Below are 12,206 nucleotides of genomic sequence, written 5' to 3' on the forward strand. Positions count from 1 at the left end.
ATCGCGCGGCCTAGCCCGGTAGCGCGAAGGGCAGGGTGATCCCGTCGAGCGCGCGACGGCACCCACAGGTCGCGCCGGCATCCGACTCCTGGGCGGGCATGGCGCCCAGAGCCGAACGCAGCACCTGCTTGAGCCCGTCGACGTTCTGGGCGAACACTGCCAGGACCTCCTCGTGCGTGACTGCCTCGCCACCGTCGACCCCGGCGTCGTGGTCGGTCACCAGGGCGATGGTCGTGAAGCACATCGCGAGCTCGCGGGCGATGGACGCCTCCGGCATGCCCGTCATCCCCACCACGGTCCAGCCGGCCTGCTGATGCCATGTCGACTCGGCCTTGGACGAGAAGCGCGGCCCGTTGATGACCACCAGGGTCCCGGCGTCGGCCACGGACTTGCCTGCGGCAGTAGCGGACTCGACGGCCACGGCCCGCCCGCGCGGACAGTAGGGATCGGCGAAGCCCACGTGCACGACCGGCCCCTCCGCGGCATACACGGTGTGCTCGCGGCCCCAGGTGCGGTCGACCACCTGGTCGGGTACGACGATCGTGCCCGGTCCCAGCTCGGGGCGCAGCGAACCCACCGCGCACGGCGCGAGCACCTGACGCACCCCGACCGAGCGCAGCGCCCACAGGTTGGCGCGGTAGTTCACCCGGTGCGGGGGGAACCGGTGTCCCTGGCCGTGCCGGGCGATGAACGCGACGCGCCGCCCGTCGACCTCCCCGATCACGAGGTCGTCGCTCGGCTCGCCGAACGGGGTGCTCACGCTCACCCGCTCCGCGGCGTCGAAGAACTCGTAGAAGCCGGAGCCTCCGATCAGTCCGAGGTCGGCGCGGGGAGTCGTCGAGGTCATGTCAGCAGACTACGCAGCGCCGGGCCGCCCGCGCCTGTGCGTCACCGGCGCCTGTGGACGGCACCACGACGACGCCCGCCCCTGTGGACAGGGACGGGCGATGTCGGCGTATGCCGCGTGGTCGCCGCGGCACCAAGGGTTGGGTCAGGCGGCCGAACCGTCAGCGGACTTCGACGCGGACGCGGCGGACGACGTGCTCTTCGACCCGGACCCGCTCGAGGTGCTCTTCGACTCGCTGGAGGAGCTGCTCGACGACTCGCTGGAGGAGCTGCTCGACGCACCCGACGCACCCGACGGGGCCGGGACGGAGGCGGACGAGCTGCTCCGGGAGTCGGTGCGGTAGAACCCGCCACCCTTGAAGACGACGCCGACGGCGTTGAAGACCTTGCGGAGCCGGCCGTCGCACTCGGGGCAGACGGTCAGGGAGTCGTCGGTGAACGACTGCACCGCGTCGAAGCGGTGGTCGCACTCGGTGCAGGCGTAGGAGTACGTCGGCACGGGTTCCTCCAAAGGGGCGTTCTGGCTGGCGGTCGCGGGCCGCGACGCTGGCACTGTCATGGCTCGACTGCCAACTATAAGGCCGCGCGAGGCCTGCTTCTTCCCGCTGGACCCGTGAGGAGCCCCCGCCACGGGCCGGTCGGGGCGGCTACTTCTTCCCGCCGCCGTCCTTCCACCCGGCCAGCCGGCCGTGCTGGCTGACCGAGCGGACCCGCTTCTCGGCCCGGCTCCTGGCCTCGGCGGTCGAGACGATGAGCAGCTGGTCGCCGCGGCGGATCACCGTGTTGTTCTCCGGCACGAAGCCCTTGCCCGCGCGCACCACGAGCGTCACGTTGGCGCCTTCGGGCAGCCGCAGCTCGAACACCTCGACCCCGTGTAGCCGGGACGCCGGTCCCACGGTCACCTGCATGAGCTCGGCCTGGAGCTCCTCGAGGGGCGTGGCCTCGACGGCGAGGTCGAGGGTGGCGTAGTCCTCGACGATGCCCAGCCTCTGGGCGACCCACGGCAGCGTTGGCGCCTGGACGAGGGTGAAGATGACCACGAGCACGAAGACGAGCTCGTAGATCCAGGGGACGTTCTTCGCGCCCACGGTGAGCGGCACGGTCGCGAGGACGACGGGAACGGCACCGCGCAGGCCGGCCCACGACAGGAAGACCTGGTCGGGCCACCGGAGCCGAAAGGGCGAGACCGACACCAGCACCGACAGCGGTCGCGCGACGAGCAGCAGCACGAGGCCGATGACGATGGCCGGGACGATCTGGTCACCCATCTCGCCCGGCGACGCCAGCAGTCCGAGCAGCACGAACAGCCCGATCTGGGCGAGCCAGCCCAGGGCGGTCGAGAGCCCGAGGACCGCCGGCCCGTGGGGGAGCCGCAGGTTGCCCAGCACCAGGGCCGCGAGGTAGCAGGCGATGAAGCCGCTGGCGTGCGCACTGGCCGCCGCGGCATACGCAAGGACGGTGAGGGCGACCACCCCGATGCTGAACAGACCCGAGGAACCAGAGGCCGCTCGCCGCATGAACTGCCCGCCCGCCCAGCCCACGGCGAGGCCGATCGCGGCACCGGCGCCGAGCTCGGCGACCGCCTTGAGCGCCAGGGTGACCCAGCTCTCTGCGTCCGCGGGGTCGGCCGACCGGGCGGCGAGGGCGGTCACGAGGATGACCACGGGGGCGTCGTTGAAACCGGACTCGGCCTCGAGCATCCCGGTGATCCGCCGGGGGAGTGGCACGCGGCGCAGCACCGAGAACACCGCCGCGGCGTCGGTCGAGGACAGGATCGCGCCGATGAGCAGGGCGGTGTTCCAGTCGAGGTGCAGGACGAACCGCGCAGCCAGCGCGACCACGCCCACCGACACGATGACCCCGACGGTCGACAGCACGGCCGCAGGCCCGATCGAGCGGCGGATGCCCTCCCACCTGGTGCTGAGACCGCCCTCGCTCAGGATGAGGATGAGGGCGGCGTAGCCCAGCACCTGGGTGAGCTCGTTGGAGTCGAATCGGATCTGGATGAATGGCCCGGCCTCACCGATGGCCAGGCCGATGCCGAGGTAGATCAGCAGGGAGGGCAGTCCGGACTTGAGGGAGAGCCGCACCGCGGCCACCGAGACGAGCAGGACGACCGAGCCGATGAGCAGCGCCGGGGTGAGGTCGTGCAGCGTGAACGAGCCCGACGCGTCGGACGCGATGGACCACGGCAGCCCACTCGGGGGGATCGCAGCGCGCACGGCCCGTCACGTCCTTTCCCTCGGTGTGGTGCGGATAGTCTCGCAGGGTGTCTCGCGCCCTTCTTGCCCGCCGCATTGCCGTGGCTGTGGCAGCCCTGCTCGTCGTCGTCATCGGAATTGTCGCGGTACTCGGGGTCACCTGGGTGCGTCGTCCGTTCCCCACGACCGAGGGGGAGATCAAGGTCCCTGGGCTGACCGGCAAGGTGAGCGTCCTGCGCGACGACCGCGGCATCCCGCAGATCTACGCCGACAGTGCCGACGACCTGTTCAAGGCAGAGGGATTCGTCCACGCTCAGGACCGGTTCTTCGAGATGGACCTGCGCCGCCACATCACCGCTGGACGGCTCTCCGAGCTCGTCGGCCAGGCCGGTCTCAAGACCGACCTCGTGATCCGCACCCTCGGCTGGCGGCGGGTCGCCGAGGCCGAGCTGCCGACCCTCAAGCCCGAGACGCGCCGCTACCTGCAGGCCTACGCCGACGGGGTGAACGCCTACATCCACCGGCAGGGCAGCCCGTCGAACATGTCCCTCGAGTACGTCGTCCTCGGCCAGAAGGTCAACGACTACCGGGTCGAGGACTGGACACCGGCCGACTCCCTCGCGTGGCTCAAGGCGATGGCGTGGGACCTGCGCGGTGACTACAACGCGGAGCTGATGCGGGCGCGGCTCGCGGGCTCGATGTCCACGGCCCAGATCAACGAGCTGTTCCCGCCCTATCCCTACGACACCAACAAGCCGATCCTCTCCCCCCAGGACTGGTCACCCAGCAGCTCCTCGACGTCGGCGAGCTCGGCCGTCCCGGCCGGCGACCTCGCCAAGGAGACCAGCAAGGACGCACAGCGCGCGTATGCCGTGGTGCAGCGTGCGCTCGCGGCGGTCCCGGAGACCATGGGTCGCGGTGACGGGATCGGGTCCAACTCGTGGGTCGTCGGCGGGAGTCGCACGAGCACCGGGAAACCGTTGCTGGCCAACGATCCCCACCTCGGCGTCTCGATCCCCGGCATCTGGTACCAGGTCGGTCTGCACTGCCGGTCGGTCAGCAGCAGCTGTCCCTTCGACGTGGCCGGCTACTCGTTCTCGGGGCTGCCCGGTGTGGTCATCGGCCACAACCAGTCGATCGCGTGGGGCTTCACCAACCTCGGACCCGACGTGAGCGACTTCTTCCTCGAGCAGGTGCGGGGCAACACCTACCTGCGCGACGGCAAGCAGGTCCCGCTCACCATGCGCACCGAGACGATCAAGATCGGTGGCGGCGGTGAGCAGACCATCACGGTCCGCAGCACCGTCCACGGCCCGATCCTCTCCGACGCCCTCGAGAGCGTCGCGAGCGCCGGTGAGAGTCCACCCGTCAACGGGCGCCCGAGCCCGGGGTCCTACGAGGTCGCGCTGCAGTGGACCGGCATCGAGGTGAGCCAGACCGCCGATGCGATCTTCGGTCTCAACACCGCCCAGAACTTCGACCAGTTCCGCACTGCCGCAGAGCAGTTCGCCGTTCCCGCGCAGAACCTCCTCTACGCCGACACGGCCGGCAACATCGGCTACCAGGCGCCGGGGCGGGTCCCGATCCGCAGCCGCTACATGGAGGCCGCTCCGGGCTACTGGATCAGGCCGGGCTGGGTGTCGTCGTGGGACTGGCAGGGCTACGTGCCCTTCGACTCGATGCCTCACACCTACAACCCGTCCGAGGGTTTCATCGTCGCGGCCAACCAGGCCGTCACCGAGAGCGGAAACCCCTTCCTCACGACCGAGTGGGACTACGGCTTCCGGAGCCAGCGCATCCGCTCACTCCTGGAGAAGAACACCAAGGTCACCCCGGCCACGATGTCGTCCATCCAGGGCGACACCCGCAGCCAGTTCGCACCCACCCTGGTCAAGGCGCTGCTCAAGGTCGACCTCGGGCGCGACGACTTCACCAAGCAGGCACAGGAGCTGCTTCGTGGCTGGGACTACACGAACCCGGTGGGGAAGAGCGAGTCCGGCGCGGCTGCCGCCTACTACAACGCGGTCTGGTCGAGCCTGCTGGACCTGACGTTCGACGACGAGCTCCCGAAGGACCTGCGCGCCGATGGTGGCGACCAGTGGATGCAGGCGGTCTCGGTGCTGCTGAGCAAGCCGCGATCCGCCTGGTGGGACGACAAGCGCACCCCCGGGGTCGCCGAGGGCCAGTCGGAGATCCTGCGCAAGGCGATGGTCAAGGCACGGCTCGACCTGACGATGGAGCTGGGCAAGGAGCCCGGGGAGTGGCAGTGGGGCCAGCTGCACCAGCTCACCCTGACGCACCAGGTGCTCGGCGGCGAGGACGTGCCCGGCATCGTGGCCAAGCTCTTCAACCGCGGACCCATCAACATGCCGGGGGGTTCGGCCATCGTGGACGCCAACGGCTGGAACGCCGCCTGCACCACGACCGAGCCACCCGAGGACTGCACGAAGGGCCAGGGCTACGGCGTCGACTGGGCGCCGTCGATGCGGATGGTGGTGGACCTGTCCAACCTGGACAAGTCGCGCTGGGTCAACCAGACCGGCAACAGCGGTCACGCCTTCGCCGACCACTACAACGACCAGACCGACGCCTGGGCCAAGAACGAGCTCTTCGACTGGCCGTTCAGCGAGAAGGCCGTCCGGGATGCCGGTGGCGACGAGCTGAGCCTGGTGCCCAGCGGCTCGTCGAGCTGAGCTCAGTCGCCCGACTGAGCCGGCAGCGTGGGCAGGGCCCTCGAGGTCCCCGGTCCGACTTCGACGACCCCCGTCTCGGCCGTCATGACCGCGTGCACGCGGCGGTCGTGCGGCTCGCTCGGCAGGTCTTCGTCCAGCAGCTCCCACGGGTGGACCACCGCGACCAGGTGCGCGCTGGTCCGGGGGATCACCCGGTCGTAGCAACCCTTGCCCCGCCCGATCCGGGTCCCGGACCGGTCAACCCCCTGGGCCGGCAGGAACACCACGGCGGCCCGGGCGATGGCCTCCTTGCCGAGCGGCTCCTCCGCGCCCCGGGCCTCCTCCGCGCCCTGGGCCTCCTCCGCGCCCTCTGCCTCCTCGTTGCTCACCTGGCGCCAGTCCAGGTCCCAGTCCTCGAGGGTCACGGGCACCATCACCCGTATGCCGCGCGCGGACAGCGCCTCGATCATCGCCTCCGTGGGCGGCTCCAGCGGGGTGGACTCGTAGGCGGCGACCCAGTCGCCGCGAACCAGCCCACCGGCATACACGAGCTCGAGGGCGGACAGGGCGAGCTCCTCCGCGTCGCGGGCGCGGTCGCGCCCGGGCACGCGTTCGCGCCGCAAGGCGCTCAGGCGCTGTCGCACGGCGGTCTTGGTGGACAGGGGCACCTCCAGATCGTCCCACTAGGCTGCCCGTCATGAGCAAGGAAGGGTTGGCGCAGGCGGTCGCACGCATGACCGAGCGGGGGGTCGACCCGATGGCGATCCACGTGTTCGAGGACGCCTACGCCCAGCTCGAGGCGGGCAGGACCGGCCTGATCGCTGAGGACGACATCGAGCCCCTGGGCGACGTGACGACGCTCGAGAGCATCACCGCCGACCCAGCCGACCCAGCCGACGGGGACGAGGTGACGGAGGCGCTGTCCCACACGGCCGTCATCAAGCTCAACGGTGGCCTGGGCACCAGCATGGGGCTGTCCGGTCCGAAGTCGGTGCTCGAGGTCCGCGACGGGCTGACCTTCCTCGACGTCGTGGCCCGGCAGGTGCTGGCCCTGCGCGAGCGGCACGGGGTCAAGGTCCCGCTCGTCCTGATGAACTCCTTCCGCACCCGGGACGAGTCCCTCGCGGCCCTGGCGGGCTACCCCGACCTCGCCATCGACGGGCTGCCGCTCGACTTCCTGCAGAATGCCGAGCCCAAGCTGCGGGCCGACGACCTCGCGCCGGTGTCGTGGCCCGACGACCCCGACCTCGAGTGGTGCCCTCCCGGGCACGGAGACGTCTATGTGGCCCTGGTGGCGAGCGGTGTGCTCGCAGCGTTGCGGGACAAGGGATTTCGCTACGCGTTCCTGTCCAACTCCGACAACCTCGGGGCCACGTGCGACCCCGCGATCCCGGCCTGGATGGCACGGGAGTCCATCCCCTACGTGTCCGAGGTGTGCGAGCGCACTGCCAACGACCGCAAGGGTGGCCACCTGGCCCTGCGTCGCAGCGACGGCAGGGTGGTGCTGCGCGAGAGCGCCATGGTGGCACCGGAGGACCAGGAGCATTTCCAGGACACCCAGAGGCACTCGCTCTTCCACGCCAACAACCTGTGGGTGGACCTCGACGCCCTCGACGCCCAGATGTCGGCCAGGGACGGCGTCCTCGGCCTGCCCATCATCGTCAACCGCAAGACTGTCGACCCAGGTCGCAAGGACTCGACCCCGGTGATCCAGGTCGAGTCGGCCATGGGGACCGCGATCGAGGTGTTCGACGGGTCGCGCGCCCTGCACGTGCCCAGGCGCCGGTTCCGACCGGTGAAGACGACCAACGAGCTGCTCATGCTGCGCTCGGACCTCTACGGCTTCGGTGACGGGTTCGACGTGGTGGCCCAGTCGCCGCGACCCGACCCGCGGGTCGACCTCGACGACCACTACACGCTGATCCACGAGTTCGACTCCCGCTTCCCCGGCGGCGCCCCCTCCCTGATCGAGTGCACGTCCCTCACGGTGCGCGGTGACGTGACCTTCGGCGCGGGGATCCGGTGCGTGGGCGACGTGGTGGTCGAGGCGGACGAGCCGCGCACCATTCCCGACGGCAGCACCCTCCCTCAGGCAGAAGGAGCGACCACCCCGTGATCAGCGTCGAAGAGCACCTGGACCGAATCCTGAGCACCGTCAAGGTGATCCGTCCGTTCGACCTCGGGGTTCTCGACGCCCAGGGCTGCATCCTCGCGGCCGACGTCGAGGCCCGTGGGTCGCTGCCGGGCTTCACCAACTCCGCGATGGACGGGTATGCCGTGCACGCCGCGGACATCGCGACCGCCAGTGCCGAGTCCCCGGTGGTCCTGCCCGTCGTCAACGACATCGCGGCGGGCAACACCAAGGCGTGGTCGCTGGCCACCGGCCAGACCATGCGGATCATGACCGGCGCTCCGATGCCCCACGGCGCAGACGCCGTCGTGCCGGTCGAGGCGACCGACGGTGGGGTGGTGCGGGTGGAGATCCGGGAGCGCCGTCCCGTGGGTTCGCACGTGCGCGAGGTCGGTGAGGACGTCGAGGCCGGCAACGTCGTCCTGCGCCGGGGCACCCTGCTCGGTCCCGGACAGATCGCCCTGCTGGCGGCGGCCGGGACGGCGCGCGTGCGGGTCGTCCCGCGGCCGAGGGTCGTCGTCATCTCGACCGGGGACGAGCTCGTCGAGGTGGGTCGGACTCCGGGTTTCGGCCAGATCGTCGACTCCAACTCGGTCATGCTGACCGCCGCCGTGACCGCTGTGGGCGCCACTCCGTTCCGGGTCGGCGGGGTCCCGGACGACGCCCGGACGCTGATGGAGACCCTCGAGGGCCAGCTCGTCCGCGCCGACGTCATCATCACGACTGGCGGCGTCTCGATGGGAGCCTTCGACACCGTCAAGGAGGTCCTGTCCCGCGTCGGCACGATGCAGTTCGACAAGGTCGCGATGCGCCCCGGCATGCCCCAGGGCTTCGGGGTGCTCGGCGAGGAACAGGTCCCCGTGTTCACCCTGCCCGGCAACCCCGTGAGCGCACTGGTGTCCTTCCACGTGTTCGTCGCACCGGCGCTCCGGGCCATGGCCGGCCGCCCCGAACCGTCCTACCCGCCGGGCTACGTCCCCGCCGTGGCCGCCGAGCCGTTCGGCTCGGTCAAGGGCAAGATGGAGTTCGTGCGGGTGATCCTCGATGACGACCGGGCCCGACTCGCCGGTGGCCAGGGGTCGCACATGCTCGGTGCGCTCGCAGCGGCCGACGCGCTGGCTGTCATCCCCGAGGACGTCGTCGACGTCGCAGCGGGCGACGAGCTGATGTGCCTGCCACTGCTGGGCCGGGAGGGGATGTGAGCCTCGACCCCGCTGAGCGTCCGCAGCCTCCTGGGCTGACGCACGTGCGACCGGACGGGTCGGCGCACATGGTCGACGTCTCCGCCAAGGACGTGACTGCCCGACAGGCCTCGGCAGCGGGTCGGGTCCTGCTGTCGCCCGAGGCGGTCGCAGCGCTCCGCGGCGGGAACGTGCCCAAGGGTGACGCGCTCGCGGTCGCGCGGATCGCCGGCATCCAGGCCGTCAAGCGCACCCCTGAGCTGATCCCGCTCGCCCACCCGATCGCCGTCCACGCGGTCGAGGTCGACCTGGCGGTGGCCGACGACGGCGTCGACATCGGCGCCACCGTCCGCACCGCCGACCGGACGGGCATCGAGATGGAGGCCCTGACCGCCGTCGCGGTCGCGGCCCTCGCCCTCGTCGACATGGTCAAGGCGGTCGACAAGCACGCCCGGATCACCGACATCCGTGTCACCGCCAAGTCCGGCGGCCGTTCCGGTGACTGGGTGGAACAGCCGTGAACACGGCGGTCGTCATCACGTGCTCGACCCGCGCCGCTGGTGGCGTCTATCCCGACCGCGGCGGCCCCCTCATCGTCGAGGCGTTGCGGCAGTGGGGATTCGAGGTGGGCGACGCCGTGGTCGTGCCTGACGGCCCAGCGGTCGGTGAGGCGCTCGCGGAGGCCCTGGCCGGCATACCTGGGGTGATCGTCACCACGGGTGGCACGGGGCTGTCGCCCACGGACCGCACCCCCGAAGCGACGCGGGCCGTGCTCGACCGCGAGGTGCCCGGGTTGGCCGAAGCCATCCGCGGCGCCGGGCTCGCGGGCGGCGTGCCGACGGCGGCCCTGTCGCGCGGCCTGGCGGGAGTCGCGGGCAGCACCCTGGTGGTCAACCTGCCCGGGTCGACCGGAGGGGTCCGCGACGGGCTGGGGGTGCTCGAAGCCGTGCTGCCGCACGCACTCTCGCAGATTCGCGGCGGCGACCACTGATGGCCGTCTGGCCCGTCGAGCTCCGGGGAAGGACCCCGGGCGGGGAGCAGCTGCTGCTCGACCCGCTGCGTCGTCGGGACCGGGCCGAGTGGACTGAGGTGCGCAGCCGCAACCGCGAGTGGTTGGGGCCCTGGGATGCGACCTCGCCCAGCCAGGAAGCGCACTACGTCTCGTTCGCCGGGCTGGTGCGGCACTACCGCACAGAGGCGCGGGCCGGGCGGATGCTGCCGCTCACGATCCGGCTCGAGGGTCGCATCGTGGGTCAGATGGTGCTGTTCGGCATCTCCTACGGGTCACTGCTGTCGCTCTCGGCGGGGTACTGGGTGGACGAGTCGGTCGCCGGGCGCGGCGTCGCCCCGGTGGCCCTGGCCCTGGCCGGCGACCACGCCCTGGGCTCCATGAAGCTGCACCGCATCGAGGTCAACATCCGCCCCGAGAATGCCAATAGCCTGGCCGTCGTGCGCAAGCTGGGCTTTCGCGACGAGGGCGTGCGGGCGGCATACCTGCACATCGACGGGGCGTGGCGCGACCACCGCACTTTCGCCCTGACGACCGAGGACCTGGGCGGACAATCCCTGCTCGAGCGATTGCACACCAACCACACCAGTCACATTGGCGACACACCGCCCCACGTCCCCGGTGCGCCCGCGCAAGAGACCTAGCCTCGTATCCGTGCAGCCCAGCAGTCTTGTCTTCCTCGTCATCATCGCGGTTTGGGCTGCCTATTTCGTGCAGTACTGGGTCCGTCGTCGCGAGCACCTCGCCACCGCGCGCTCGGTCGACCAGTTCTCCGAGTCGATGCGGGTCCTCGAGCGCCGCAGCCCACTGCCCGCGACCAACCTCTCGACGCCGCAACCGCGTTCGTATGCCGTGACTCCCGCGCGCGCCGCGCGTCCCCAGGTGCTCGTGAAGCGTGCCGAGACCGCCCACGTCGAGGTGCCGACCCCACCGGAGGCCGAACGCCCGGCTCCCAGGACCAACCCCGCAGTGGCCCGGCGCAACCGGGCCCTGATCATGCTGGGCGCCCTGTCGACGGTCGTCGTGGCCGTGCCGCTCGTGGCGCTCTCGCTGCTCCCGCTGCTCACCCTGCTGGTGCCGCTGGTCTCCGTCGGCGGCGCCGTGGCCTGGGCCCGCTCCGCGGCGCAGGCCGAACGTCGCTCCCGTGTCGCGTCCCGCCCCGCCCGTTCGGAGCGCTCTGAGCAGGTGCAGCGTCCGGTCCAGTCGCGACCGATGGCTTCCCACGCGGTCGACGCCGTCGAGGTCGACGTTGCCGACCGCGTCGACGTCGAGGCGGTCGTCGACGCCGAGCCCGTCGCCGCGCAGCCGGCCAAGCCGGAGCTGTTCGACTTCCAGGCAGGCACTGTGGAGGTGGCCGCGCCCGCCGCGGTCACGCCCGAAGCCGGGCGCGTCCCGGCCCGCATGCTCGTGGACGAGGACGACATCCCGCTGACCTGGGATCCCGTGCCCGTGCCGCGTCCGACCTACACGATGAAGTCTCGCGTGACCCGTCCCGCCCCCACGTCCGCGGACCTGGTCGGCGACGCGGACACCGAGTACGCGGCATACGAGGACCTCCCCGAGCGCCGGGTCGCCGGCGCCTGACCCGCGCGTCGCCTGACCCGCGCGTCGCCTGACCCGCGCGTCGCCTGACCCGCGCGTCGCCAGAGGCGCTGCGGTGGGGGACGGGTGGACTACCTGTTGCCCCACACCGCCTGCGCGCCCGAGTCGCCGGTGAGGACCACCATGGTCCCGGTGCCCACGGCGCTGGCGACCACGAGGACCCCCAGCAGGGCCCGCGGCACCGTGGCCGTGCCACGACGCAGGTAGAGCCACTGGGCGAGCGTCGTCACCGCGAGGGCCGCGGCCCAGGGGAGCACCTTGTCGCCGTAGTTCTCGTGCTCCTTGAGGAAGGGCGGGTTGCCGAGCTTGGCGGCGAGGTCGTTGCCGGCCCGGGTCGTGACGGGCACGGCGAGCGCGCCGATCACGGCGCCGAGGGGGACCAGGAACGTCAGCTTGCGCTGGGCGGCAGGCCAGGCGCTCACGAGCACCGCGGCGGCGGAGGTCAGCGGCAGGAGCACGACGACGAGGTGCACGAGCAGGACGTGGGCCGGAAGTCCGTTGATCTCCATGACCGAGGAACGTAGCCGAGCCCCCCGGGGTTCACGCGCTGAACCACGCGCCTCG

General features: G+C 71.2%; 12 protein-coding genes and 1 pseudogene. 8 read left to right on the plus strand and 5 right to left on the minus strand.

Annotated elements, in window-relative coordinates; translation table 11 throughout:
- Positions 1 to 10: 10 nt before the first annotated feature.
- Positions 11 to 847 (minus strand): S-methyl-5'-thioadenosine phosphorylase, encoded by an 837-nt coding sequence (locus tag AC1DS4_RS03335; protein WP_477632988.1) that lies wholly within the window; start codon positions 845 to 847, stop codon positions 11 to 13.
- On the opposite strand from AC1DS4_RS03335, the gene AC1DS4_RS03340 reads away from it, so the two are divergent.
- Positions 846 to 1,190 carry a hypothetical protein gene (locus AC1DS4_RS03340; protein WP_477633117.1) on the plus strand — a complete coding sequence of 115 codons (345 nt, stop codon included), beginning with the start codon at positions 846 to 848 and terminating at the stop codon, positions 1,188 to 1,190. The two genes, AC1DS4_RS03335 and AC1DS4_RS03340, sit on opposite strands and share 2 nt — an antisense overlap.
- A 14-nt stretch (positions 1,191 to 1,204) precedes the next feature.
- On the opposite strand, the pseudogene AC1DS4_RS03345 reads toward AC1DS4_RS03340, so the two are convergent.
- A pseudogene (locus AC1DS4_RS03345) lies at positions 1,205 to 1,405 on the minus strand (FmdB family zinc ribbon protein); the annotation flags it as partial.
- An 88-nt stretch (positions 1,406 to 1,493) separates the two neighbouring features.
- Positions 1,494 to 3,068 (minus strand): potassium/proton antiporter, encoded by a 1,575-nt coding sequence (locus tag AC1DS4_RS03350; protein WP_477624272.1) that lies wholly within the window; start codon positions 3,066 to 3,068, stop codon positions 1,494 to 1,496.
- Between the two features lie 47 nt (positions 3,069 to 3,115).
- Between AC1DS4_RS03350 and AC1DS4_RS03355 the strand changes: the two genes are divergently transcribed.
- The gene (locus AC1DS4_RS03355; RefSeq protein ID WP_477632989.1) at positions 3,116 to 5,740 is read left to right on the plus strand and encodes a penicillin acylase family protein; all 2,625 of its coding nucleotides are present in this window, start codon (positions 3,116 to 3,118) and stop codon (positions 5,738 to 5,740) included.
- Between the two features lie 2 nt (positions 5,741 to 5,742).
- On the opposite strand, the gene AC1DS4_RS03360 is transcribed toward AC1DS4_RS03355, so the two are convergent.
- Positions 5,743 to 6,387, minus strand: a complete 645-nt coding sequence (locus tag AC1DS4_RS03360; protein ID WP_477632990.1) for a 5-formyltetrahydrofolate cyclo-ligase — start codon at positions 6,385 to 6,387, stop codon at positions 5,743 to 5,745.
- A 29-nt stretch (positions 6,388 to 6,416) separates the two neighbouring features.
- Between AC1DS4_RS03360 and AC1DS4_RS03365 the strand changes: the two genes are divergently transcribed.
- The 6 genes from AC1DS4_RS03365 to AC1DS4_RS03390 are packed head-to-tail and all read left to right on the plus strand — an operon-like array spanning position 6,417 to position 11,624.
- Positions 6,417 to 7,835 (plus strand): UTP--glucose-1-phosphate uridylyltransferase, encoded by a 1,419-nt coding sequence (locus AC1DS4_RS03365; protein WP_477632991.1) that lies wholly within the window; start codon positions 6,417 to 6,419, stop codon positions 7,833 to 7,835.
- Complete coding sequence (gene glp, locus AC1DS4_RS03370) at positions 7,832 to 9,052, plus strand: molybdotransferase-like divisome protein Glp (protein WP_477632992.1); 1,221 nt, start codon at positions 7,832 to 7,834, stop codon at positions 9,050 to 9,052. The genes AC1DS4_RS03365 and glp overlap by 4 nt, the downstream gene beginning before the upstream one ends.
- Positions 9,049 to 9,552 (plus strand): cyclic pyranopterin monophosphate synthase MoaC, encoded by a 504-nt coding sequence (gene moaC, locus AC1DS4_RS03375; RefSeq protein ID WP_477616033.1) that lies wholly within the window; start codon positions 9,049 to 9,051, stop codon positions 9,550 to 9,552. Before glp ends, moaC begins: the two co-directional genes overlap by 4 nt.
- On the plus strand, positions 9,549 to 10,022 hold the full coding sequence (locus AC1DS4_RS03380; RefSeq protein WP_477616032.1) for a MogA/MoaB family molybdenum cofactor biosynthesis protein: 474 nt from the start codon (positions 9,549 to 9,551) through the stop codon (positions 10,020 to 10,022). Before moaC ends, AC1DS4_RS03380 begins: the two co-directional genes overlap by 4 nt.
- The gene (locus tag AC1DS4_RS03385; protein WP_477624268.1) at positions 10,022 to 10,684 is read left to right on the plus strand and encodes a GNAT family N-acetyltransferase; all 663 of its coding nucleotides are present in this window, start codon (positions 10,022 to 10,024) and stop codon (positions 10,682 to 10,684) included. Before AC1DS4_RS03380 ends, AC1DS4_RS03385 begins: the two co-directional genes overlap by 1 nt.
- A 10-nt stretch (positions 10,685 to 10,694) precedes the next feature.
- On the plus strand, positions 10,695 to 11,624 hold the full coding sequence (locus AC1DS4_RS03390) for a hypothetical protein (protein WP_477632993.1): 930 nt from the start codon (positions 10,695 to 10,697) through the stop codon (positions 11,622 to 11,624).
- Between the two features lie 89 nt (positions 11,625 to 11,713).
- On the opposite strand, the gene AC1DS4_RS03395 is transcribed toward AC1DS4_RS03390, so the two are convergent.
- Positions 11,714 to 12,151 (minus strand): DUF2231 domain-containing protein, encoded by a 438-nt coding sequence (locus AC1DS4_RS03395; protein ID WP_477632994.1) that lies wholly within the window; start codon positions 12,149 to 12,151, stop codon positions 11,714 to 11,716.
- Between the last annotated feature and the right edge of the window lie 55 nt (positions 12,152 to 12,206).

This window comes from Pedococcus sp. P3_C7, from assembly GCF_056402615.1.

What these genes read in the sequence shown, in the direction of transcription:
- AC1DS4_RS03340 (WP_477633117.1), top strand. Translation starts at nt 846, where the DNA reads ATGTCAGCAGACTACGCAGCGCCGGGCCGCCCGCGCCTGTGCGTCACC.
- AC1DS4_RS03335 (WP_477632988.1), bottom strand. Translation starts at nt 847, where the DNA reads ATGACCTCGACGACTCCCCGCGCCGACCTCGGACTGATCGGAGGCTCC.
- AC1DS4_RS03365 (WP_477632991.1), top strand. Translation starts at nt 6,417, where the DNA reads ATGAGCAAGGAAGGGTTGGCGCAGGCGGTCGCACGCATGACCGAGCGG.
- AC1DS4_RS03385 (WP_477624268.1), top strand. Translation starts at nt 10,022, where the DNA reads ATGGCCGTCTGGCCCGTCGAGCTCCGGGGAAGGACCCCGGGCGGGGAG.
- AC1DS4_RS03395 (WP_477632994.1), bottom strand. Translation starts at nt 12,151, where the DNA reads ATGGAGATCAACGGACTTCCGGCCCACGTCCTGCTCGTGCACCTCGTC.